Here is a 26,248-nt window from a genome sequence, read left to right as displayed (position 1 = left end):
GCGGCGCCGACGTGTCCGCACGGCCTGTGTCAGTTTTCCTGACTCCAGCCTGCGCGGCGCTCGATGGCCGGCGGCTGCTTCTCGAGCTCCGCCGTGCAGGGCTCGAAACGCTGCTCCTGTTTGCGACTTGCTTCGCCCATATCAAAGTACGCCTGGACCGCCGCGTTGTAGCTCGGCACGAACGCATCGAACGCAGTGGAGCGGGTCGCATCGTCCTTCGAGATCGACGCTTCCAGGTCACGCAGCGATGCCTGGAAGGTCTCGAACACTTCGCGGGCACGTTGCGCCGTCGTGCGGAAAGTCGAAACCGCTTCGAGCACGGCGCGCAGATCCTGCGTAGTCATCGATTCTTCCTTCTCGCGTACGCACAAGCGCGCCCCGCCAGTGCCCGGGGACGGATCGACGATTGGCGGCGGGGGCTGCTCGACCGGCGGTTGCGGCGTCGGAACAGGTGCCGGCTCCGACGGAATCTCCGTGCCGGGCGGAATTTCTACCGGAGGCGGTACCGGCTGTGGCTGCGGCACTGGCGGCCGCTTGCCGTCAGGTCGTGGCGGCAGGGGCGCGGGTGGTGGCAGCTTGTCGCATTGATGAACGCGACGGGTCACGTCGTACAGATCGCGACGGATCGCATCGTGGCGCGGCTCGAGATCTTCGAGCTGTTCAACTACGCCGGCGATGGAACCGAGATCCTGGCCGAGTTGCTGCGCGGCGAGGCCGGAGTCGATCGCACCCTTGAGTGCTGATGCCGCCCAGCTGTTCAGATAGAGCGCATACGTGCTGACGATGGCCGAGTTTGCGTTGCCAGAGGCGCCGTCATTGATGATGTCGGCGACACTCCAGATGTTCTGCGCCGTCTCGATCTGAGTCAGCGAAAGGCCGCTTGCTGTGCCCTTGCTCACAGCGGTCGCTTGCGAGCCGGTCAACGTTGCCGCGATCAGCTCGGCGGTCTTCACCGCCATCTTGATCGTGTTCTCCTTGATCTCGGTGGCTGCGCGCTGGAATTCCGGATCCGCCGTCAACTGGGTAATGCGCTTGACGATCTCCTTCTCGCGGCGGATCAGTTCTTCCTGTCGACGCTGCAGTTCGCTGCGAACGTCGTCATCGCAGGTGGCGATCTCGATCTCGAATGGTTCGCCTACCGGAGCGCCGCAGGTCGTCATCGCCTGGACGCGTGTGCGGCCTTCTCGAACAGGCTGAATGCCGATCGAACTGCGTTGCGTGAGGAGGCTGACGATCGCCTGGTTCTCCGCCTTGAAGACGAGGAGATCGCCCGCGTCGCCGGGATTCGACTGGAACGGGAAGCTGTACACCTTCGACGACGGTTTGCCGTTCACGCCGAGCAGCCCAAGCTTCGGGATCGACTGGCCGCTGTTGACCGACAGCAATTCAACGCTGCTTGCGGGCAGCGTTGCCGTGGCCGTTCGACCGTTGTAGGTGTACTCGCCTTTGATTGTTGCGCGACCCGGAGTGGCACCGGTCGCAGTCGCTGTCGTGCCGGATGGCTGCAGGCCGATTGTCGACGAGGGATCGACTGAGAACTTCACGCTGCCGCCGGGCGGATCGACTTTGGCCACGACTTTCGTGCTTCCGCCACGCGGCAGATTCGCGCATCCCGACAAGCCGATCGTCGGCTGCTTGTCGTTGCTCTTGTAGCTGATGCGCAGTTCGCCCCGCTTCAGCTCCGAGCCCATGCACATCATCGCGCTCGCGAGCGCCTGGCCTTCGATGCGGTACTGCTTGCTGAAGCCGCGTTCCATCTCTTCCCGCGTGATGCTGAGCTCCGGCACGAGTGCGGACATGAGCGGTGCGCGCACCTGGATCAGCGAGTTATCCAGGACCTGCGTGCCCATGGAAGACTTCACGTGGCAAGTGCCCGCGTCCTCGACGCTGAAGTCGAAGAATGGCGACGGAATGCCCGGATCGTTCTTGAGCGCGACGACGCCGCGAATCGAGCGGGTGCCGCCGCTCCACGATGTCTGCAGAACGATGGCCCCATTGTTGTCGCGGCAAATGAGGGGCTTCACCGTCACGGTTGCCGGCGGACCGTTGAATTGCTGTTCGTGCGTTGAGTCGAAGCTGCTGTAGCTCATCAGCTGGTCGGAGATGTTGTTGGACTCGCCGGGCAACTCGCCGCGCCAGGTCATCGACCAGTCGCCGCCTTCGCACCCTTCGGCGAGGAAGGGCTTGCCCTCGACGGAGAGCTCGACGTGCAACGGTTCGATGCCCACGGCCTGAGCCGTCGCGGCCGCCAGGATGGTGGCAATACCCAATGTCAAAGGCGCCGACAGTCGGCGCCCGGAAGATCTGCCTTTCACGAATTGCCCTTGAGATGGAACGGTGTGGCCGTTTCGAAGGGCTGGCAGTGTCGTCGCGACGCACTGGAGTCGAATCACCCTGAGGAGCCATCGTCCATCGGCCCCGGGAGCCATTGCGCGAAGTGCTTTCGGATGCGACCTTTACCTCACCGCGCGGCAAGACGCGCAGAAGATCACTCCAACCGAAGTAGCGGAGCTTTCCATGAGTCTGAACTGGAAGTGGGCATGCGCCCTGTCCCTGGCATTGGTCGCGTCTGGATGCGGCAAGAAAGAAGAGGCCCCCGCGACGGCAGAACCCGCGCAGACGGCAACCGATACAGCGGCGTCGAATGCACCCGCACCGGCTGCGACCGCGCCGGCACCTGCACAGTCCGCTGCAACTGACGAAAAGGCGGCCGCGATCCAGGCCGCCCTCGCGGAAGAAGCCATCGCGTCCGACAGTCGCGGCCAGTGGGCCGTGTCGGCAACCGCGAGCTCCACATACGCGGGCAACAAGGAGCCGGATGCGAAGGAGGGCTACGCGCCGCTGTCGGCGACAGGCGCGCCGAACGTCGAGCGCTACGGCGATAACGGCAACTCCTGGGCGACGGAGACGCCGGACAAAGGCATCGAATGGCTCGAAGTCGGCTTCGCGAAGCCGGTGAATGCAACGCAGATCCGCATCCGCCAGAACTACAGCCCCGGCGCGATCATCAAGGTCGAGCTGATCGCCGAAGACGGCTCGAAGCACACGATCTGGCAGGGCGTCGACGATCAGCAGTACGCGCCGAGCACCATCGTCTGGTTCGATCGCGCGTTCGAAAAGACTTCGTACAAGGCGAAGGGAGCGCGAATCACGCTGGCTACCAACGCAGTGTCGGGATGGAATGAGATCGATGCGGTGCAGCTGCTGGGAGATTGAAGAAGCCAGCCGGCCAGAGGGCGCGCGCCGTCACTCCCGCTTTCGCGGGAGTGACGGGCTCAACGTCTCGTCTCATCCATCCATCCGCTGAGCGTCTGGGCGCAGACGCGGTCACTGTGTAGCTCTTACTGTCTGCGCAACGGCAGGAGGGCTGAGCAGTGCGCAGAGTCACGGTGGGAGTCGCGTTTCTCCTCGGGGTGTTCGCTGCAACCGCGAACGCTGAAACGAAGTTTTCCGATCTCGCCGGCTGGTGGTCGGCTGAGCCCGTCTTTGCGGGTGAATCGTCGCGGGTCGTGCTTCACTTGCTCGAGCACGAAGGAAAGCCGACGGCGCGCCTTTCCATTGTCGCCATCGGTGGCTACGAATTTCCGTTGGGCACCGTGACGATGAACGGCGATTCGCTCGACACCGCGCCGTTCTCGTTTCCTCTCGCTTACAACGTTTCGCAGGACACGCTTCGCGGTGTTCTGCCGAAGGATGCGGTGCCGGTCCATAAGATCCCGGTCGAGTTTCGCCGCAGTTCTCCATACGAGAAACCCGCTCCACCGCAATGGAAGATCGACACGCCAAGCGTCCGCTGGTCTGTCGAAACCGGTAGCCCGGCATGGGCAGGATTGGAGCGAGACGCGTCGACCGGCTTCATCTACACCGGTAACGATGCGGGCGTGCTCCACGCTATCGATGCGACCGGACAGATTCGCTGGAAACTCGAGACAGGCAAGCCCATCAAAGGGCGCCCCGCTGTGATCGGCGACGGTCTCTACGTGACTTCCGATTCAGGCTATCTCTACAAACTCGACAAGCGCAGCGGTCGCGAGCTGTGGCGCGCACGGATCGATGACGGAAGTCCTCCGCGCATTCCCGCTTCCGAAGAGAATTCGCGCTGGGATCGCTACGGTTCCAGCGTCGTCGCCGACGGCAAACGGGTGTATGTCGCGAGCCGCGACAAGAATCTGTATGCGCTCGATGTCGAGGGCGGCCGACAGATATGGAAGTTCACCGCCGATGACATGATGACGGCTACGCCCGCGCTGTATCGCGACCTGATCGTATTCGCGGACTTCGCCGGCAAAGTTCGTGCGGTATCCGCCGGTGATGGCAAGGAACGCTGGATGTACGACGCGAAGCTGCCTGTCGGAGGCGACGTGGTGGTCGACAGGGATCGCGTCCTCGTCGGCAGCCGCACGTACGAGCTCATCGCGCTCGATGCCGCAACCGGCAAGGAGCAATGGAAGCACTACTACTGGTTCTCATGGATCGAATCACCACCGGTCGTTCGCGACGGCATCGTTTACACCGGGTCCTCCGACGCAACGAATGTCTATGCGATCGACATCAGGGATGGCAGCTTGCGCTGGAAAACTCCCGTGCCGGGATGGGCATGGTCACGGACCGCTGTGAGCGACGAACTCGTGATCGCAGGCACGGCAGGTGTCGGCGCATATCCCGGATCGCGCAGCGGCGCGCTCGTGGCAATCGATCGCAAGACCGGCGAGACACGCTGGCTCCATCTCGAGCCACCGACGAAAGAGATCATCGACGGGAACAAGGGGTGGGGCTTCGGCGCTTCGCCGCTGATCGCGGATGGGGTGGTGTATGCGGTGGATCTCAATGGGAAGGTCTACGCGATGGAGGCCAGCCGATAGCCAGCTGGCCGGCTATTGGCTGGCAGGTGCTGCCGCCAGTTCCGCTATTCTTGCGCTGTCAGCGCGAAGTTTCAGCAAGGATCAAAGGCAAGCACCGTGAATTTCACCGGCAGTCCCGCAGCAACCACCATTTTCTTTGCCACGATCGCCATCAGCCTCATCGCGCTCTATCAGTCGCCGCGATTGCTCGACTGGAGTCTCTTCCGCCCGTACTGGCTGCTGCGGCGTAAGCAATATGCGACGGTCGTCGCCAGCGGCTTCACGCACGCCGACCTGATGCATCTCATCTTCAACATGATGACGTTCTACTTCTTCGCGTTTCCGCTGGAGCGTTATATCGGCACTTTCTGGTTCGTCATCCTCTACAGCGCGGGCCTGCTCGTGAGTCATGCCGGGACCTGGTACAAGCATCGCAACCATCCCGAGTACGCATCTCTCGGTGCGTCGGGCGCAATTTCCGCCGTGCTGTTCGCCGCGATCGTCTTCTTTCCCGATCAATCGCTCTACATCATTCCGATTCCCGTCCCGATCCCCGCGCCGCTCTTCGCGGTCGGTTATCTCGCCTACACGATCTACTCGTCGAAGCATCCGCACGGCCGCATCAATCACGATGCGCATCTCGGCGGCGCGATCACGGGATTGTTGTTTGTCGCTCTGATCTCTCCCGGCTCCTATCGCCAGCTGCTGCATTCCCTGTTCTAGATCGAAGCAGCTCGCAGCTCGTCGCATATCTGCCACAGTCGGTCGCGCAAGGTCCGGCTTGCGCTCGTGCGTCCATGAAAAATCCGTAGTTGGCGCCGCTCGACATAAGTGCTAGCGTCCGCGACTTCTTTGGGGAGCACGCAACAATGAAATCATCGAACTCGATTCGCAGCGCCATCGCCAACCATCGCGCGATCGTGGCTTCGCTCTGTCTGATTCCAGCAACATGTATACATGCAGCCGACTCTTCCGACGTCGAGGAAGTCGTCGTGACAGGTTCGCGCATCGCACGCGGATCGGATTTCGAGAACCCTTCGCCGGTGATCACCGTTGATCGCGCAAGCATCGAAAAATCCGGCTACAGCAACCTGCAGCAGTTGATGGAGAAGCTGCCCGCCAACGGCAACGGCGCCTTCTCGACCCGCGGCAACAACCAGGACTCGAGCGCCAACGGCACGTCATCGATCAGCCTTCGTGGCCTCGGTGCGGATGCGACGCTCGTGCTGGTCAATGGCCGGCGCGTTGCCATCTCCTCGTTCGCGGAGAACGTGACGACGAATTTCGTCGACATCAACTCGATCCCCGTCGCGGCGATCGAGCGCGTCGAAGTGCTGAAGGACGGTTCGTCCGCTGTGTATGGCTCCGACGCGGTCGCTGGTGTGGTCAACGTCATCCTGCGCAAGGATTTCGAAGGTCTCGAAATCTCCGGCGGCTACGGTGCGGTCACCGAAGGCAGCTACGACGAGAAGACGATGTCCGCCGTGTGGGGCATGGGCGATGACGATTCCAACGTCACCCTGATCTTCGACTACTTCAAGAACACCACGCTCTCGAACTCGGAACGCGGCTACTTCGGTACCGCGAATCAGACACCTCGGGGCGGCCAGGACTTCCGTTCTTCGCGCGGCTATCCGGGCCGCTTCATCGTGAACGGCACAACCACGATCGATCCGGCGTGTCCCGCCGGCAGCGTTGCAGGCCAGACCTGCCTTTACGACTTCGGTCCATGGAACCTGCTGATTCCGGAAGCAGAGCGCACCGGCCTGCTGCTGCTGGCGCACCAGGACTTCGGCGGCGTCGAGCTCTTCACGGAAGTCGGTGTGCAGCACAACAACTCCATCGCGCAGGGCGCTCCCACGCCGCTGGATGAAACCGCCGGTCTCACCGTGCCGATCACGCATCCGGACAACCCGTTCCCGACGGCAACGACGATTCAGATCGGTCGCTATCGCACGGTCGACGCCGGTGCGCGTCAGTGGGACATCGAAAGCGACAACCTGCGCGCCGTCCTCGGTCTGCGCGGCAGCTTCGGCGACTGGGACTGGGAAGTCGCTGGCCAGCGCGCTCGCGGCAAGTCGGAACAGAGCGGCGATCGTTCGATGGGCTGGGTCCGCACGGACTTCCTCCAGACCGAGATCAACGCGGGTCGCTACAACCCGTTCGGCGGCGTGCAGAACCCGCAGGATGTGATTGATGCGATCACGACCAACCTCGTTCGTCGCGGCAAGTCCGATCTCACGATGGCCGACGCCAGCATCACAGGCGATCTCTTCGATCTTCCCGCCGGCCCCGTGAAGATGGCTGCCGGCGCCGAGTATCGCGAAGAGAGCGTGTCGGACATTCCCGATGATCAGTTCCAGCGCGGCCTGATCTTCGGTACCGAAGCGGTTTCTGCCGCTGCGGCGCGCGACAGCTGGGCGATGTTCGTCGAGTTCTCCGTGCCCGTGCTGGAGAGCCTCGAGCTGTCGCTGGCTGCGCGTTACGACGACTACAGTGACTTCGGCAATACGACCAACCCGAAGCTCGCTGTCCGTTGGGCACCGATCGACCAGCTCGCGTTCCGCGCCTCGTGGGGCACCGGCTTCCGCGCGCCGTCGCTCGCACAGATCGGCCTCGGACCCTCCGAGTCGTCGCAGTTCTTCATCGATACCTACGGTTGCGCCGATAACCCCGTCTATTGCGCATCGACCGACTACAACCTCGTGTTCGCGGGCAACCCGAACCTCGAGGCCGAAGAGTCGGAGACGTTCAATGTCGGTGTCGCATGGCAGCCGACCGCGGACATCAACCTCTCGCTCGACTACTGGGACATCAAGCAGGAAAAGAAGATCGACCAGGTGCCGTTCGGCTTCCTGTACACCGAGTTCTGCGGCGTCCAGGTCAGCGAGGTTTGCGAACGCGGTGCGCCGCTGGCCGGCGATACGCTGGGCCCGCTGCAGAGAATCCACACCACGTTCGTCAACATCAACGAGCAGTCGACCAGCGGCCTCGATCTCGGCGCGAGCTTCGCGACCGACGTCGGTCCCGGCACGATGAGTCTCGGCCTCAACTACACGCATCTGCTGGACTTCGATCGCGTGGAGCTGAACGCCGCCGGCACGGATTTCGTCACCCGCTCGCTCGCGGGCGAATACGAATATCCGGAAGATCGCGCCATGCTGTGGGGCGATTTCGGCAACGACACGTGGGGCATCTATGCCAGCGTGAACTACATCGGATCGTTCCAGGACATGCCGGACGCGGACTTCGACGGTACGCTGGACTACGACACGGAAACCACGCGCAGCGTAGGCTCGTTCACGACAGTGAATCTTCAGTTCCGTTACACGGGTATCGATAACCTGCAGTTGCTGCTCGGCCTCGATAACGCCTTCGACGAGCGGCCGCCGTTCGCAGTGGGCAACGGTGATGACGACTTGTACGGCTATGTGCAGAGCCAGCACAATCCGCGCGGTCAGTTCTGGAATGCGAAGGCCATCTACCGCTTCTGAGGTAGGTCGTTCTTCCCTGACGGAGGATGGCGGCATGCCATCCTCCGTCTACGTTTTCATTGCGAGGTATTTTCCTTAGATCGATTGGACTCTCACAAAAAGCGCAGGGGGATGGATATGCACAAGAAGAGCATTCTGATTGCAGGGCTGCTGGCGCCGACACTCGTTCTTGCCCAGGAAGGCAGCATCATCGACGAGATCATCGTCACCGCGCAGAAGCGCGAAACGGCGTTGCAGGATGTGCCGTTCTCGGTTGCGGCAGCGAGCGAACAACAGATTCGCGATTCCGGAGCCACCAACGTCGTCGATCTCGCGCGCAACTTCGCGAGCCTCACGATTGCGGATCTCGGCCCCGGTCAGAGCCAGGTCGCCATTCGCGGCATCAGCGCCGGACAGGTCATCCGCGACCAGCCGGGCGTGAAAGAGCAGGTGGGCATCTACCTGGACGAATCGCCGATCTCGATCGCGCTGTTCACGCCGGATCTTGATTTCTTCGATCTCGAGCGATTCGAAGTGCTGCGCGGCCCGCAGGGCACGCTGTTCGGCGCCGGATCGCTTTCGGGCACGCTGCGTTACATCACTGCACAGCCGAAGCTCGGTGAGTTCGGTGGCTCGGTGGAGTTGTCGGCGGCGGATGGCTCCGACACGAGCTTTGGCGGCGCCGTCAAAGGCGCAATCAATCTGCCGATGGGCGAGATCGCGGCACTGCGCATCGTTGGCTACTACAACGAACTGCAGGGTTTCATGGACGTGAAGGGCCTCAACAACGAGGTCGTGGACGAAGATGTCGATACCGGCAGTAAGACCGGCGGGCGCATCGCGCTCACGATCCAGCCGAACGACAGCATCACGATCACGCCGCGCATCGTGTATCAGAAGCTCGACACTGATGGCTTCCCGCGCATCGACGAGTTCAACATCCTCGCGAATCCGTACACGACGACGCAGCCGGCCGTCACGATCGGCGATCGTCAGCAGTACGTGCAGCTCGAGGAAGGGCTCGAGGACGACTTCATGCTGGCCGACCTCAAGATGGAGTTCGACTTCGGCCGCGTGGCGCTGACCTCTGTCAGTTCGTACACCGATCGCGAAGTGATCGTCACTCGCGATGCGACGTCGCTGACCGGAAGCGTGAGCTTCGATATCGGATTCCCCGACATCGTCCGGCTCGATTCGGCGCTCGTCGACACAACCAAGCTCAAGGCGTTCAGCCAGGAATTCCGGCTGACGTCGTCGTCGGATGGTCCGATCGAGTGGCTGATCGGTGCGTTCTACCAGGACGTCGACCGCGACTACTCGCAGTATCTGCCGACGCCGGGCTGGGATGACGCGACGGGCATCGACAACTCGACGCTGAACGCCGTGACCGACTCGCCGTTCTTCTCGGGTCTCGATTACCAGTTCAAGCAGTTCGCGCTGTTCGGTGAAGCGACGTGGCACTTCAGCGACATGTGGGCGTTGACCGCCGGTGTGCGCTACTACGACTTCGACGAAGACCGCATCCTGAACTTCGGCGGTGCATTCGCCGATCCGACCGTGGATCTGCCCGGTTCGACGAGCTCCGACGGATTCTCGCCGCGTGCCATCCTGGCCTTCAATCCGAGCGACGACGTGCAGCTCACTGCTCAGGTCTCGCGCGGCTTCCGTCTCGGCGGCATCAACGATCCGATCAACCTGCCGCTGTGCTCGCCGGAAGACGTGCTGATCTTCGGCAACCAGCAGACGTTCGGGGACGAGACCGTCTGGAACTACGAACTGGGCGCGAAGATGCAGTTCGCGGATCGTCGCGTGACGTTCAACGTGGCTGCGTTCTACAGCGACATCGAAGACCTGCAGGCGACGACGGATGCGGGTACGTGCTCATCGCGCATCGTGTTCAACGTGCCGAAGGCCCGCAGCGTCGGTGTCGAGGCGGAGCTGTTCGCCCGTCCGAACGACAACTGGGACTTCGGTCTGGCAGCGACATGGGTGAACGCGGAGCTCAAGTCCAGCGTGACCTCGACGAGCGGCGGGCAGACTGTCGTCGTCAGCGGCCTGGCGGAAGGCAAGCAGTTGCCGACTGCACCGGAGCTGCAGGCGGTTGCGAGCGTCGGCTACTCGGTGGACTTCAGCAGCGACATGGAAGGCTTCGCCAACCTGACGCTGCAGTACGTCGGCTCGTCGTTCTCGCAGTTCGGTGACAACACCGACAACTTCGGTGTGATCACCAGCCAGACGGGCTTCCCAGGATCGGCGCGGCTGATTCCGTACGGTGCGCCGAACACCTCGCTCATCCGGTTCGGGGCCGAATTGCCCGCGTACGACCTGGGCAATCTGCGTTTCGGCGTCCGCAAGGATCAGTGGGAGCTGGCGGCCTTCGTCAACAACCTCTGGGATGAGCAGGCGTACCTGGCGCTCGATCGCGAACGCGGCCGCAGCGCGCGTGTCGGTTACCTGACCAACATGCCGCGCACGTACGGTCTGTCCTTCCACCTGGGCTTCTAGAAGCCTGTACGACACGATCGGCCACTCGCTACTGCGAGTGGCCGATCGCTCTTCGATCTCGGCTCACCGCATTCAAGGATTCTGCTGCTGCAGAGTCGTGAGTATCATGCGCCTCTCGTCATCGGATCAGAGGCTTCGCAATGACTCACGCATTCCGCCGAACGCTGCTCCCGTTCGGTCTCTCCATGCTCGCGCTCGGCGGCCTGTCCGCTTGCGATCGCCCGACCGCGCCCGCAACGCAACCGCCGGCGGCGGAAGCATCGAAGCAGGCGAGCTGGCCGAGCTTCGTCGATCAGTTCATCGAAGAATCGTTTACGCGCAGTCCGCCATTTGCCGTCGTGTCGGGCAGGCACGAGTTCGATGGCCAGCTGCCGGACTGGAGCGCTGAAGGCATCCAGAAGACGGTCGCCTGGCTCGAGAAGGCACGCACCGAGGCCGACGGATTCAGCGACGAGTCGCTGTCGCACGATCAGCGGTTCCAGCGCGATTACGTCATCGCGTACATCGACAAGGAGCTGTTCTGGACCCGCGACGCGCGATCCCCGTTTACCAATGTCACGTATTACTTCGATCATGGTCTCGATCCTTCGACGTACGTGACCGTGCCCTATGCGCCGCTCGATCAACGACTGCGCGCGTTCAATGCTTACGCGAAGGCGATTCCCGGTGCGCTCGCGCAGATTCGCGCGAACCTGAAAACACCGATGCCGCGAACCTTCATCGGTTACGGCGTCGCCGGGTTCAATGGCTTCGCCGACTTCTATCGCAAGGACATCCCGACCGTTTTCGCCGACGTGAAGGATGAATCGCTTCAGGCGGAGTTGAAGCAGGTTCTCGAGCCGGCCGCGAAGGCCATGGCCGACATGGCGAGCTGGCTCGAATCCCAACGCGCGCAGGCGACAGAGGATTTCGTTCTCGGTCCCGAGCGCTTCGCGGCGATGCTGCGTATGACGGAAGGGGTCACGACACCTGTCGATCGACTCGAGGCGATCGGCCGTGCCGATCTCGAACGCAATCTCGCGGCGCTCGCGGATGCGTGCAAGCAATATCTGCCGAATGCGTCGATCAAGGCGTGCGTGCAAAAGCAGGAAGCCAACAAGCCCGAAGGTGGCGCCGTCGCGGGAGCGCGCACGCAGCTGCCGATGCTGCGGCAATTCCTCGTCGATCACGACATCGTCTCGATTCCCGGCACCGAGGAAGCTAAGGTCGAGGAGGCGCCTGCGTACAACGCCCAGAACGCCGCGTACATCAACATTCCGGGGCCGTACGAAAAGAACATGCCGTCGGTGTACTACATCGCTCCGGCAGATCCGAAATGGACGAAAGCCGAGCAGGAAGCGTACATCCCGGGCAACGCAAACCTGCTCTTCACTTCGGTTCACGAGGTGTGGCCGGGTCACTTCCTGCAGTTCCTGCACTCGAACCGCTCTTCATGGCGATTCGGCCAGCTGATGGTGGGTTATGCCTTCGCAGAAGGCTGGGCGCACTACACCGAAGAGATGATGATCGAAGAAGGACTTGCCAAGGACGATCCGGAGCGACACATCGGCCAACTGCTCAACGCGTTGCTGCGTAACGTCCGCTACGTCTGCGCCATCGGCTTGCACACGCAGGGCATGACCGTTGCCGACTGCGAAAAGATGTTCGTCGAGAAGGCGTACAAGGATGCGGGCAACGCAAGACAGCAGGCTGCTCGCGGTACCTACGATCCGGCCTATCTCAACTACACGATGGGCAAACTCATGATCCGCAAACTGCGCAGCGACTGGCAGGCGGAGAATCCTGGCAAGTCGATCAAGCAGTTTCACGACCAGTTCCTGTCGTACGGCGGGCCGCCGGTGCCGCTCGTGCGGACGCAGATGTTGAAGGGGCGGGGCGGGGAGCTGTTCTAAAGAAGGCTACGAGCGGTGAGCGATGAGCTGCGAGCCAGAGCCGGAACACACATCTGCTTCTGGCTCGTCGCTCACAGCTCGCGGCTCATGGCCCCTTGGCCCTAGCCGCACTGCATCATTCCCCCTAAACCGTGACACGGGCCGCAAACTCCCTACAGATGTGACCCATTGCCGCATTTGGCGGGCGCAAATCACCGGATCTGTTGATATTTCCACGTCGAAAACGTGACCGCTCTTCGCATGCGGGTTTCCCGTACGGGCCAGACTATGTCAATCCATAGCAGCGCGAGAGCGGGTTCATTTTGTTGTCAGAGTCGGTGGACTGCCCAACCCCAACGCGGGGGCCCCGGACGCATCGCACGCTGGTATGGACACTGACGCTGAGCGCAGTTGCGCTCGGATCCTATGCGCACGCGCAGTCGCTGACGTGGGACGTCAACGGCGCCACCGCGGGCACCGGCAATAGCGCGACGCCCGCGAACAACGTCTGGAACACGACGGACGCGCGCTGGTTCAACGGCACGACGCACGTCATCTGGAACAACGGCGCCCTGAGCGATGCCGTGTTCGGCGGCACAGCCGGCACCGTGACGATCGGTACGCCGATCACCGTTCACAACGTCACCTTCAGTGCGAACAACTACGCACTCACCGGAAGCGCTCTCACTCTCGCGGGCGTGACCCCGACGATCGCAGTCAACACGACGACTGCGACGATCAATGCGGTCATCGATGGCAGCGCTGGACTTCGCAAGACCGGCACGGGCCTGCTCATCCTCGCTGGCGTCAACACCTACAGCGGTCTGACGGCGATCACCGCCGGGACCCTGCGACTGAGCAACATCGATGCGCTGTCCGTGAACAGCAATCTTGCGATCTCGGGCAGTGCGATCGTCGAGTTGAATGCCGGCGATTTCACCCGGGCCGTGGGCACGGGTGTGAACGAGGTGCAGTGGACAGGCAGCGCGGGCTTCGGAGCCCTTGGTGCGACACGCATCGTCAACCTTGGCGGCGTGGGCGACACGCTCATCTGGAGCGGTACGCCGGGATTTCTCGGCAACGGCCAGACACTCATCCTTTCTTCGGCCGGTTCCACGGCGACGCTCGACTGGCGCAATCCGATCGACCTGAACGGCGATGTGCGGACACTGCAGATCAACAATGGATCCGCGGCCACGGATGTGATTCTGGGCGGACCCATCAGCAACGGCTCGCTGACCTACTCGGGTGCTGGCACCGTTCTCGCGAGCGGCATCAATACGTACGCGGGGGTGACGACGCTCAACGGGCCGGTGGTGCGCGTGAATACCATCGGCAACGGCGGTGTTGCTGGCGGTCTCGGCGCCGCATCGAGCGATGCATCGAACCTTGTATTCAACGCGAACAGCTCGATCCTCACTTACGCAGGAACGGGCGAGAGCACGGAGCGGAATTTCTCTTTCGGCGCGGCCACCCAGGCTCACATTGCTTCGAGCGGCACGGGCGCGCTCGTTTGGAACGGCACAGCTGACATCGCCAGTGGAGCTAGAACGCTGGTCCTGCGCGGTACGAACACCGCGGCAAACATCTTCAATGGTCTTCTCGAGAACGACGGCGGCACGCTCGCTCTGACGAAAGCTGATGCGGGCCTGTGGCGGCTCACGGCAGCGAATACGTATACGGGAGTGACTTCCGTTACCGGTGGCACCCTCGAAGTCACGTCGCTGGCGAATGGCGGACTGGCTAGCGGCATCGGTGCCAGCACGAACGCCGCGTCGAACCTGATCCTCAACAATAGCGGACTGCGTTACGTCGGCGCCGATCCCGCGAGTACGGATCGAAACTTCACCGGCACGACGGCACCGCGCATCGAATCGAGCGGCACCGGCGCACTCACCTGGGCCGGCACCATGACGCCAACCGGAGCAGCGACGCTGACTCTCGGCGGTACGAACACAGGTGCCAATGTGTTCGCCGGCGCGCTGACCGATTTCAATCCCGCGAGCGCACGGACCAGCGTGATCAAGGCGGGTACCGGGGTCTGGGCGCTGTCCGGCCTCAATCTCTACAGCGGTGATACGCGCATCGACGCGGGCGTCCTGGCGATCAACGACGCGAATGCGCTCTACGGCGGACTCGGGTCGGGTGCAGCGAGCCCGGGCAGTCTGCTCGTGTTCAACGGCGGCGTGCTCGGACTGACGAGTGCAAGCGGCGATTTCACCCGCTCGATCGGCACGACGCAGTTCCTCAATGGGGTGCGCTGGCAGACCGGCGGCGGATTCGCGGCATTCGGCGGCGACCGGGTCGTCGATATCGGCGGCGCGGGTGCAGCGCTGACGTGGACAGCGGCGGGCTTCGTGCCTAACGCGCAATCGCTGATCTTCGGCCACGCGGCCTCTGACAGCATGGTCGACTTCCGCAACGGCATTGCGCTGGGAGCAGCGAGTCGCACGGTGACTGTCAACGATGGCACCGCGGCAATCGATGCAATGTTGAGCGGTGTTCTCTCTGGCACCGGAGGCGGTCTCACGAAGGCCGGTACCGGAACGCTCGCATTGACCAACAACAACACTTACACGGGTGCTACGACGATCAGCGCAGGCGTCCTGCAAGTCGGCAACGGCGGCGCGACAGGCACACTGGGCACCGGTGCCGTAACGAACAACGCAGCACTCGCGATCAATCGAAGTGACTCACTCACGCTCGGGCAGTTGATCAGCGGTACCGGAAGTGTGCGTCTGAACGGTTCGGGTACGACCGTACTGACAGCGGCCAACACGTACAGCGGCGGCACGCAGGTCAATAGCGGCACACTGCAGATCGGCAACGGCGGCACGACTGGCGCGATCGGGACAGGCGCCGTCACGAACAATTCGACGCTCGCAGTGAATCGCAGCAACGCGGTGACGCTGGCAAACGTCATCGTCGGCACCGGTTCGCTCCGCCAGGACGGAGCGGGCACGACGTCGCTCACCGGCGCGAACACCTACGCCGGCGACACCCTGATCAATGCGGGCACGCTGCAGATCGGCGCCGCCGGAACGACAGGAACGCTGGGCACCGGTGCGGTCATCAATAACGCAACGCTCGCGGTGAATCGCACGAACACGACGATCGTGTCGAACGCCATCAGCGGCAACGGTGTCGTGCGGCAAGTCGGTACGGGAACGACCGCTCTCGCGGCTAGCAACACCTACACCGGCGGTACTGTAGTCACGGCAGGCACGCTGCAGATCGGCAACGGCGGTACGACGGGTGATGCGGGCACGGGCAACATTACGAACAACGCAACGTTCGCCATCAATCGCAGCGACGCGTACGCGCTCAACCAGGTCGTCAGCGGCACCGGCACGCTTCGTCAAGCCGGTACCGGCACGACCATCCTGACCGCGACCAACGCATACGGCGCTACTGCCATCGCCGCAGGCACGCTGCAGGTCGGCAGCGGCGGTACGAGCGGCACGCTCGGTACCGGTGCTGTGACGAACAACGGCACGCTCGCGATCGATCGCAGTGATGCGCTTTCGCTCGGCCAGCTGATCAGCGGCACCGGCAGCGTCCGCCAGAACGGCGCGGGTGCAACGACGCTGACGGCCAACAACACGTACACCGGCGGCACGATCGTCAATGCCGGAACGCTGCGAGTCGGCAACGGCGGAACGACCGGCAGCGCCGGCACCGGGACGATCACGAACAACGCGGCGCTCAGTCTCAATCGCAGCAACGCAGTGACACTGGCGAACGTGATCGCGGGAACCGGCGTCGTGAGCCATGACGGGGCGGGCGTTACGACGGCGAGCGGCACGAACTCGTTCACTGGCGCGCTCGAGCTCAATGCCGGCGTGTTCGCCGTGAGCAATCTTCAGAACGGTGGTATCACCAGCAACATCGGCGCATCCAGCAATGCGGCCGGGAACCTGAACTTCGATGGCGGCACGTTGCGCTATACAGGCGCTGCGCGCAGTACCGACAGGAATTTCATCATCGAAGACGGCGGCGCGATCCTCGAAGGCAGCGGAACGGCCGCACTGACCTGGAACGGAACTGCTTCCTACGATCTTGCGGATCAGGCTCGGGCGCTGACGCTCACGGGTACATTCAGCGGCAACATCTTCGCCGGCGCATTGGTCGACAACGGAACCGGTGCGCTCAGCCTGACGAAGAGCGGCGCAGGCCGCTGGATTCTCGCTGGCAACAATGCCTACTCAGGCACAACGACGATCAGCGCGGGGACTCTGCAGATCGGCAACGGCGGGACATCGGGCACCCTCGGCACGGGCGCAGTTACGAACAATGGCACGCTGAGCTTCATGCGCTCGGATGCGCTTGCGGTCACCAGCAACATCAACGGGACAGGCACGATCAACCAGGCCGGATCGGGGACCACGCAACTCGACGGCACCGTCAGCGCGAACGCGACGACGATCACTGCGGGAACGTTGCGTGCGAGCGGTACTCTGACGACGCCGACCATTGCGCTCAGCAACGGCACGACACTGGATGTGCTGGGCACTGCCGGCGCGGCTGCCGGAGCGACCAGCACGATCAGTGCCACGACCGGCGTAAACACTGTGCGCATCGCGAGCGGCGCCACGCTGCGTGCGACCGGCGACCTGAACTCCGGTGATGACGTGCTCGATGTTGCGGGCACACTGAACACTGGAGCAGGCACGCTGACGCTGGGCGCGGGCAATGACACGTTCACCCTGCGAGAGGGCGCAACGATCGTCGGCACCGTGAATGGCGGCACCGGCACCAACACGTTCAACACCGACATCCTGACGTCCGCGACGCTGGGCAGTGCTACGGGGTTCCAGACGCTGCTCAAGACCGGCGCGGGAGCGCTGAATGTCACTGGCGCGACGACCGGATTCACCAGCGTCAACACCAGCGTCGGCACGCTCAATGTGAACGCAGGGGCGAGTATCACGGGCGTCGTCACCAGCACGGTCGGCAGCGGGGCGACGCTGAATGTCGCAGGTACATACTCCGGCACGACCGGCAACGACACGTTCGCCGTTGCGGGAACGGTGTCTGGAGCGGGCACGATCGATCTGGGCAGCGGCATCGACACGCTGACGCTCAGTGATGGAGCTGGCATCACAGGCCGGATCAGTGGCGGCGCTCATACTTCCACAGGCGACCTCGTGACGCTGAACAACGCAGCGGCACTTTCTCTCGACGCGGCGTCGATCACGGCGTTCGAGCGCCTCATCAAACAGAACACCGGCAACGCGACCCTGACCGGGGCGCACACGTTTACGTCCGGCGCGACCCTCAATGCAGGCACGCTGAGCGTCGGCGGCTCACTCACCGCGCCGACGCTCACGATGGCCAACGATACGACGGTACGCGTTTCGGGATCGACACAGGCGTCACCGACGACGGGAATCGCAATCACAGGCAGCGCGGGAACGAACTCCGTCGTCATCGAAGCGGGCGGAACGCTTCGCGCAACCGGAGGGCTGGGTGCCGGCAGCGATCTGCTCGACGTCGCGGGTACGCTGAATCTTGGCGCCGCCGTGTTCGATCTCGGCGATGGTGACGACACGCTTACCGTTCGCGACAGCGCAAACATCCTCGGCACCGTCACGGGCGGTACAGGTGTCAACACTTTCAACACCGACATCACGACGACCGCGGATCTCGGTGCGGTCACCGGATTCCAGACGCTGCTCAAGACCGGTGGTGGCGTGCTCAATATCAATGGGCTGGCGACTTCAGCGTTCACCGCTGTGGATGTCCAGACAGGAACGCTGAATGTTGCCGCGACAGGCAACATCACTGGCGTGGTCAACGCATCGATCGGCAACGGGGCGACGCTCAACGTGTCGGGCGCCTATTCGGGAAGCGGCGGTGCCGACTCGTGGAGCATCGGCGGCACGGTCTCGGGGTCCGGTACGATCGGTCTCGCGGCGGGCGATGACGTACTGACGTTGAACGATGGCGCAGTGCTTTCCTCGAGCATCGATGGCGGCTCGCAGGGAACGGTCGACCGGGTCGTCCTGAACAACTCAGCCGCTTTGACGCTCTCGGGCTCACGACTGACCGGCTTCGAGGCGCTCGACAAGATCAATGCCGGAACGGCAACACTTGCCGGCGTACACGCTTACGGCACTACGAGAGTCGACGCGGGAACATTGTCGGTCGCTGGATCGCTGGATTCTTCCAACATCGCGTTGAGTGATGGCGCAACGCTTGAAGTGCTCGGCACGGTACGGGCTGGCGGAAGCGCGACGTCGATCGCGGGAAGCGCTGGCGCGAATCTCATCACAGTGGCGGGCGGCGGATTGCTGCGGGCCGGCGGCGACACGGGCGATGGCACGGACACTCTGCGGCTCGCGGGCACACTCGATACAGGTGCCGCGACGCTCACGCTGGGTGATGGCGATGACACGCTGATCCTGGACGACGGCGGCAGCATCATGGGTTCGGTCGTGGGCGGGTCGGGTACCAATACCTTCAATACGAACATCAACACGGTGGCCGATCTCTCCACAGTCACCGGCTTTCAGACGTTGCTGAAGACCGGTACAGGCACTCTCAACATCAATGGGCCGGGAACGTCGGTCTTCACGACGCTCACGGGCCTCGAGGGCACCGTGAACATCGCCGCTGCGGGAGTCCTGAGCGGAGTGTCCGACACGACGATCGACTCGCTCGCAGTGCTGAATGTCGACGGCAGCTTCTTCGGCAGCGGCGGCGACGATCGATTCGTGGTCTCCGGCGCGCTGACGGGCTCAGGCATGCTGGATCTGGGCGCGGGTGATGACCTGCTCGATGTCGTGGGGTCGATCGATCTCGGCAGCGGCACGTTCGATCTCGGCGACGGCGACGACACGCTGACGACCCGGGACGGCACGCGGATCGTCGGGACGGTCTCCGGCGGCAGTGGCACGAATACATTGAACACAACGATCAACGGGATCGCCGACCTGGATGCACTGACTGGATTTCAGTCGTTGATCAAGACGGGAACGGGAACGCTGAACATCAACGGGCCGGGTACATCGGTGTTCAACACGGTGACGGTGAGCACGGGGCGCGTGAATGTCGCCGTGGCGGCAACGATCGACCCTTCGACGACCCTCATCGAGAGTGCCGGTACGCTGCATGTCGACGGAAGCTATCTCGGCACCGCGGGCGATGACTCGATGGTGATCGAAGGCACGGTTTCCGGCGCCGGACTCGTCGATCTCGGTGCGGGCGACGATGTGCTGACGATTCGTGAGGGAGCCGCGATTACCGCAGCCATCGATGGCGGAGCACAGAGCGCCGGAGATGCGGTCGTGCTCGACAGTGCCGCGTCGCTGAGTTTCGACGGTGCCACGCTGTCGGGTTTCGAACGCCTCATCAAGCAGGGCGCAGGGTCCGCAGCGCTGACGGGGGCGCAGTCCTACGACAGCCTTTCGCTCGTGTCCGGCGTGCTGGCTGTTGGGGGGCAAGTCGGTGCAGCGAACACGATTCTCGATGGCGGCATCCTGCGGATCACCGGGACGCTCGAAGGTCTTTCAGGTTCGACGACAACTACGATCACCGGCAGCGCGGGCGCGAATGCCATGTCGATTGCGAATGGTGCAATGCTGAGCGCAACGGGCGATCTCGCGGACGGCGCTGACGCAGTGTCGATCGCCGGCACGTTGCGAACGGGCGCAGGCGTCCTGAGCCTCGGTGGCGGCGATGACAGTGTGACGCTCGAAGATGGCAGCAGCATCGTCGGTCGCATCGATGGTGGCGCGCAGGCCGTCGCTGACACGCTGATCGTGAACTTGACTGGCGGAGCGGTCGATGGATCGTCGCTCTCGGGCTTCGAAGCGCTCGACAAGCGCAGCACCGGAACCCTGACGCTCAGCGGCGCGCACAACTATGTCGACATCGGTGTTGCCGCGGGCGAACTTTCGATTGGCGGTATCACCGAGACTGCGCGTGCCACGCTGTCGAACGCGACGACGCTCGACGTTCGAGGACTTCTGCAGGGCACCTCGGGATCACAGGCGATCGTGTCCGGCAGCGCCGGTGCGAACACGATCGTCGTCGGCTCGGGCGCGACGCTTCGAGCCGGGGGCAGCCTCGGCGATGGCGCCGATCTGCTCGATGTCGCGGGCACACTCGAGACGACCCTGCTCGACCTGGGTGACGGCGACGACACACTGATGATCCACGACGGCACCAGCATTCAGGGCACGGTTGCCGGCGGTGGAGGCAACAACGCTTTCAATACGAACATCGCGGGGACGGCAACGCTCGGCGCGATCACGGGATTCCAGACACTCGTCAAGAGCGGAGCCGGAACGCTCGATATCCTGGGCATAGATCCTTCGAGCTTCTCCAGCGTTGCTGTCGACGCGGGAGCATTGCGTATCGGCGCGGGCGGTTCGATCGGCGGTGTTCAGACGACGACGGTCGCGGCCGATGCAACGCTGCGCATCGAGGGCGAGTTCAGGGGCAGCGCGACCGGCGATCTGTTCACCGTGGTGGGCACCGCGCTCAGCACTGGCCTGATCGATCTGGGGCAGGGCGCGGACGTGCTCGACGTAGTCGGCACGCTGGATCTCGGCACTGGTGTGTTCGACCTCGGCGACGGCGACGACACACTGACGATTCACGACGACACGCGCATTGTGGGCACGGTTGCAGGCGGTGCCGGCACCAACACGTTCAATACGAATATTGCGACGAGCGCCGATCTGGGCGCCGTCACCGGATTCCAGACGCTCAGCAAGACAGGCGCCGGCACGCTGAACATCCTTGGCGCGGATGTCTCGAGCTTTACGACGGTGGCGGTCAGCGCCGGTACGTTGAGTATCGCTTCGACAGGCAGTGCCGCGAATACAAGAACGACGTCGGTGGATCGCGGCGCCATTCTCAACGTCGACGGAAGTTTCTTCGGCAGCGACAGTCCGGATTCGATGACGATCAGCGGCACTGTCGCGGGGAACGGCAGTATCAGCCTGGGCGCCGGCAGCGATCTTCTCAGGCTGCGCGACGGCGCGGTGCTGGATGCGGTGATCGATGGCGGCGATGAGCTCGCGCTCGGCGACACGATCGTGCTCGACAATGCGGACGCCATGGTCTTCGACACGACTCGCGTCGTCGATTTCGAAACTCTGATGAAGCTTGGCAGCGGCACGGCAACCCTGAGCGGGGATGCTGCGTTTGCCATGGGCGTCAATGTCGACAGCGGCACGTTGCTCGCGAACCGTCTCACGACACAGGTGCTCGCCATCGCGCCAGCCGCTGCGTTCTACGGCAATGAGGTCATCGGCAATGTCAGCAATGCCGGTGTCATGGGCGTGAATGCAGCATCGTTCGGTCGCCTGGCAATTCGCGGCGACTATGTCGGCAACAACGGCCGCATCGACATGCGCGTCGCGCTGGGCGACGACAGTTCACAGAGTGACGTCGTCGAAATCGACGGAGGCAGCGCGACCGGTACGACCCGTATCCGAGTCATCAACGAGGGCGGCCTCGGCGCAAGAACGACGGGCAGCGGCATTCAGTTGATCGAGACGGTCAACGGTGCGACGACGACTGACGATGCATTCACGCTCGATGCGCCGGTGATGGCCGGTGCATATCGATACGATCTCTTCCACGGCGATGCGGATGACACCGATCCGCAGGGCTGGTATCTGCGTTCGCTCGCGCCGGTCCGTGACATGGCGTCACTGTCGACGACACTCGTACCGATGACTTACGGCTATGGCCTGTCGCTCATGAGTTCGCTGCAGGAACGCGATGGGGCAGATCTGCGCGAGTCGTGCGACGGGACCGCAGCGTCTGGTTGTCAGTGGGGTCGCGTCTGGTACCGCTCTGGCGAACGCAACGGCGGCGGGACGGCGATGAACGGCGCCAATTTCGACTATGACTACACGGGTCTGCAGGTGGGCACGGACATTCACCTTTCGGACAGTCGGGACAGCGACGATCGCGCAGGTGTCTTTTTCAATGCCGGACGGGTGAGTGCCGACGCGCAGCGCGACGACTTCGTCAGCGCAGGCCAGGTCGAAGCGCGGGCTTACAGCCTCGCCGCCTACTGGACGCACCGGGACGATCGCTGGTACGTCGACTCCGCGCTCGCGGGGACATACATGACCGGCTTCGAACTGCAGCCCAGCGAGGACAACGGCGCCGTGACGAACGCGTGGTCTCTCGCCGCGTCGATCGAGGGCGGAGGGCGAATCGCAATGGGATCGCGCCTGTCGCTGCAGCCGCAGCTGCAGATCGTCGCCCAGCACATCCGGCAATCGGACACCCAGGCGGTCGGCGCAGAAATCCGCTTCGACGAGAGCGACATCGTTGCGGGGCGCGCAGGGCTTACTCTGGAAGCGGAGATTCTCCCCTCGACGCTCAACCTGTGGCTGAGGACGAACTACTGGAGCGAACTCGTCGGCGACGCAAGCACGACGCTGGTCTCCGGGAACTCCGCTTCAACGACCTTCGATACGCTGTTCGAGGGTGAATGGCTCGACGTGTCCGCGGGAGCTGCGCTCAAGCTGAGCGAGCGCTCCAGCCTGCACCTGAGTGTCACCTCGAGCGATGGCCTGGGCGACACCGACAGTCGCTCGCTGCAGGGCAACCTCGGCTTCCGATTCGAGTGGTGAGCGCGCTCAGGCGCTCACGGCCGCGACCACAGCGATTTCGACGAGATACTCCGGGCCGGCGAGTCGCGCTTCCACCGTCGCTCTTGCCGGCGCCGCGCCCGGCGCTACCCACGCGTCCCATACCGAATTCATTTCGCTGAATGTGTCGATGTTGGCGAGCCAGATGGACGCTGACAGGATGTGGGCTTTGCTGCTGCCCGCGGCCGCGAGCAAGCGATCGATCTCCGCCAGCGCAAGGCGCGTCTGTCCCGCCACCGTGGTCTCGTTGGCTTCCTCCGACGCGACCTGTCCGGCCAGATACACGAGGCCATTGAACACAACCGCCTGGCTCATGCGCCGGCCACACTCGATACGTCGAATCGTCATGGGAACGTCCTTCCTGATCCTGGGGGGCGGATTGTAGTCGTGTTTCCTTCTTGTCCAGCCCCTCCGCCATCCGCTATCCGCCATCCGCTTCCTCCTAGTATCATCGCGGCGCATCGAATTGCTGGAGGCCATACCCCCGATGATCCCTGCCCGGGAAGCCCTTGAACGTCTGCGCGAAGGAAATCGCCGTTTCGTCTCCGAGGACTGGAGCACGCAGACCTTGCCCAGTACGACGCGTCGCCACGAGCTTGCGACGGGGCAGGAACCGTTCGCGATCATTCTCGGCTGTTCCGATTCCCGCGTGCCCGCCGAGATCGTCTTCGATCAGGGGCTTGGCGATCTGTTCGTCATCCGGGTCGCCGGCAACATCGTGGCTCCGTCGCAGATCGGCAGCGTCGAATTCGCAGCTGAGCGCTTCGGCACGCGGCTCGTCGTCGTTCTCGGTCACTCGAAATGCGGTGCGATCCAGGCCACGTTGGAGGAGCTCGAGCGGCCTTCGGGCGGTCGATCGCCGCATCTGCGTTCCATCGTCGACCGCGTGCGTCCCTCTGTCGAAGAGTTGCTCGACACTCCGCTGCGCAACGACCCGCACGCGCTGCTGCATCACGCAGTGCGCGCAAATATCCGCGCCTCGGCTGCTCACCTGCGCCACGGCTCGGAAATGATCGAGGACCTGATCAAGCGGGACGGGCTCGTCGTGGTCGGTGCCGAGTATTCGCTTCAGACCGGTGTGGTCGATTTCTTCGACGACTGGCCGGCATGGGAAGGGGGAGCGCACACGGAGTTCGCAGCCCAGCCGAAGCCCTGACAGCCGCAAGCAAGGCCTGTCCGTTTTTGACCGCTCAGTGACGATCCGGCCCCTTGTGACGCCTTAGGTCCCAGGGCGAAGATGGCGCATCCGAACCCCGAGGTGCGCCATGAAGTCCGCCCTGATTGTCATCGATGTCCAGCAGTCCTTCATGCATCGGCCGTACTGGACCGAAGCCGGCGTCCCTGCCTTCCGCCAGCGCGTGCAGTCACTGATCGACCGGTTCCACGCGGCCGGGCAGCCGGTCCTGCAGGTGTTCCATGTCGACAGCACGGATGCGAGCGATCCTTTCTCCCTGGCGTCCGGCCACATTTCCACGCTGCCCGGCGTGAATGTCGAGCCGACCGACACATTCCAGAAGGCTGTCCACTCAGCGATGTTCGGCGTCAATGGCGCCGGGCAGACCCTGGATGATTGGCTGCGCGAGCAGGGCATCGAACAACTCGTGATCACGGGCATCCGCACGGAGCAGTGCTGTGAGACGACCACCCGCCACGCATCGGACCTGGGTTACTCCGTGACCTATGCGATCGATGCCACGCTGACGTTTCCGATGGTGGCGGAATCAGGCCGCATATTCTCGGCGGAGGAAATCGCCGAACGGACGCAGTTGGTCCTCGCCGGGCGCTTCGCCAAAGTGGTAAAGGCCGACGCGGTTCGCCCATGAGGACGGTCTACTTCGCAATGCTTCCGGATCTGGTCCTGCTGGACGTCGCAGGGGCAGCGGAAGCGTTTCGATCGGCGAACCGTCTGGTACCCGACACCTACGATCTGAAATTCGTGGCGCCGGTGGAGCATCTGAAGACGGGCGTGGGCCTCGAGCTCCACAAGCTGCCGTCGCTGCCCGACGCGGTTGCGGATGATTCCATCGTCGTGGTCACCGGCATCGTCGGCAATGAAGTGAGGTTCGACAGTCTTCCGATCCAGCGGCTCATGCGTTGGCTCAAGCTCGTTGCGAAGAATGAGACCGTCACACTGATGTGCGTTTGCGCCGGCAGCGTCATCGCCGCGAAGGCGGGATTGCTGCAGGGTCGGGAGTGCACGAGCCATCACGAGCACATCGAGGAGCTCTCGGCCATCGAGCCGACGGCTATCGTCCATTCGAACCGGATCTTCGTCCAGGACGGACGCGTGATGACGAGTGCTGGTGTCACTGCCGGCACGGATCTCGCGCTCCATGTCATCGGCGAGCACCTGGGGCACCAGGCCGCGGCAACGGTCGCTCGCAAACTCGTGGTCTACATGCGCAGATCGGGCAACGATCCGCAGCTGTCGCCCTGGCTCATGCACCGGAATCACATTCATCCGGGCGTTCATCGCGTTCAGGACGCCGTGATGAAAGATCCCTCGGCCGACTGGTCGTCGCAGCGCCTTGCGTCGATTGCGTGCATGAGTGAGCGCAATCTCGCGAGGCTTTTCGCCGAGCATGCCGCATGCTCGCCTTTGGATTTCGTGCAGCGCATGCGAGTGGCGCTGGCGCGCGATCTGCTCGCGAACAGCCGCCTCGACATCGAGCGAGTTGCCGAGCGTGCGGGCTTCAGCTCTGCCCATCACCTGCGGCGGGTCTGGCGGCGCTGGGAAACGCAGCCTCCGAGCACACGCCGCAGCAGTGCGGTTGAGGTTTCGGCGAGCGGGCAGTGACAGCGTGGCCTTGCTTGGGCGTCTCTTGTTGTGGGTCCGGCTTCACCGGAGTCAAACGGTCGATGCAACACTGCGAGCCAGTGTATCTGCTGGAGTCTCGAAGCCTAAGGTTTGTCGTGGCCTTTCATTGAGGCGACGG

At 63.4% G+C, this 26,248-nt stretch carries 12 protein-coding genes; 10 read left to right on the top strand and 2 right to left on the bottom strand.

The features are described 5' to 3' along the window. Window positions 1-29: 29 nt before the first annotated feature. On the bottom strand, window positions 30-2,270 hold the full coding sequence (locus tag HNQ60_RS06455) for a hypothetical protein (RefSeq protein WP_221304071.1): 2,241 nt from the start codon (window positions 2,268-2,270) through the stop codon (window positions 30-32). Between the two features lie 247 nt (window positions 2,271-2,517). Here HNQ60_RS06455 and HNQ60_RS06450 point away from each other — a divergent pair, with 247 nt between their 5' ends. The 7 genes from HNQ60_RS06450 (at window position 2,518) to HNQ60_RS06420 (ending at window position 23,294) form a co-directional block, all read left to right on the top strand. After that, entirely contained in the window at window positions 2,518-3,216 is a 699-nt protein-coding gene (locus HNQ60_RS06450) for a hypothetical protein (RefSeq protein ID WP_184330227.1), read from the top strand. A gap of 158 nt (window positions 3,217-3,374) precedes the next feature. Next, window positions 3,375-4,862 carry an outer membrane protein assembly factor BamB family protein gene (locus tag HNQ60_RS06445; RefSeq protein WP_184330226.1) on the top strand — a complete coding sequence of 496 codons (1,488 nt, stop codon included), beginning with the start codon at window positions 3,375-3,377 and terminating at the stop codon, window positions 4,860-4,862. Between the two features lie 96 nt (window positions 4,863-4,958). Further along, window positions 4,959-5,564, top strand: a complete 606-nt coding sequence (locus tag HNQ60_RS06440; RefSeq protein WP_184330225.1) for a rhomboid family intramembrane serine protease — start codon at window positions 4,959-4,961, stop codon at window positions 5,562-5,564. 146 nt (window positions 5,565-5,710) lie between these two features. After that, complete coding sequence (locus tag HNQ60_RS06435) at window positions 5,711-8,335, top strand: TonB-dependent receptor (protein ID WP_184330224.1); 2,625 nt, start codon at window positions 5,711-5,713, stop codon at window positions 8,333-8,335. Between the two features lie 117 nt (window positions 8,336-8,452). Next, on the top strand, window positions 8,453-10,819 hold the full coding sequence (locus HNQ60_RS06430; RefSeq protein WP_184330223.1) for a TonB-dependent receptor: 2,367 nt from the start codon (window positions 8,453-8,455) through the stop codon (window positions 10,817-10,819). Between the two features lie 140 nt (window positions 10,820-10,959). Beyond that, the gene (locus HNQ60_RS06425) at window positions 10,960-12,711 is read left to right on the top strand and encodes a DUF885 domain-containing protein (protein ID WP_184330222.1); all 1,752 of its coding nucleotides are present in this window, start codon (window positions 10,960-10,962) and stop codon (window positions 12,709-12,711) included. A gap of 317 nt (window positions 12,712-13,028) precedes the next feature. Next, the gene (locus HNQ60_RS06420; RefSeq protein WP_184330221.1) at window positions 13,029-23,294 is read left to right on the top strand and encodes an autotransporter-associated beta strand repeat-containing protein; all 10,266 of its coding nucleotides are present in this window, start codon (window positions 13,029-13,031) and stop codon (window positions 23,292-23,294) included. A gap of 6 nt (window positions 23,295-23,300) precedes the next feature. Here HNQ60_RS06420 and HNQ60_RS06415 read toward each other — a convergent pair whose 3' ends face one another. Further along, window positions 23,301-23,660, bottom strand: coding sequence for a RidA family protein (locus HNQ60_RS06415; protein WP_184330220.1), 360 nt, complete (start codon window positions 23,658-23,660; stop codon window positions 23,301-23,303). Between the two features lie 139 nt (window positions 23,661-23,799). Between HNQ60_RS06415 and HNQ60_RS06410 the strand changes: the two genes are divergently transcribed. From HNQ60_RS06410 to HNQ60_RS06400, 3 genes are all read left to right on the top strand, one after another. After that, entirely contained in the window at window positions 23,800-24,468 is a 669-nt protein-coding gene (locus tag HNQ60_RS06410) for a carbonic anhydrase (protein ID WP_184330219.1), read from the top strand. 109 nt (window positions 24,469-24,577) lie between these two features. Further along, entirely contained in the window at window positions 24,578-25,135 is a 558-nt protein-coding gene (locus tag HNQ60_RS06405) for an isochorismatase family protein (protein ID WP_184330218.1), read from the top strand. Then, complete coding sequence (locus HNQ60_RS06400) at window positions 25,132-26,109, top strand: GlxA family transcriptional regulator (protein ID WP_184330217.1); 978 nt, start codon at window positions 25,132-25,134, stop codon at window positions 26,107-26,109. Before HNQ60_RS06405 ends, HNQ60_RS06400 begins: the two co-directional genes overlap by 4 nt. Window positions 26,110-26,248: the final 139 nt, after the last annotated feature.

Origin of the sequence: Povalibacter uvarum (assembly GCF_014202975.1) — a bacterium.
Taxonomy (GTDB): Bacteria; Pseudomonadota; Gammaproteobacteria; order Steroidobacterales; family Steroidobacteraceae; genus Steroidobacter; species Steroidobacter uvarum.
The sequence above is the reverse complement of the archived record's forward strand: the minus strand, read 5'-3'. Positions and strand labels throughout refer to the sequence as shown.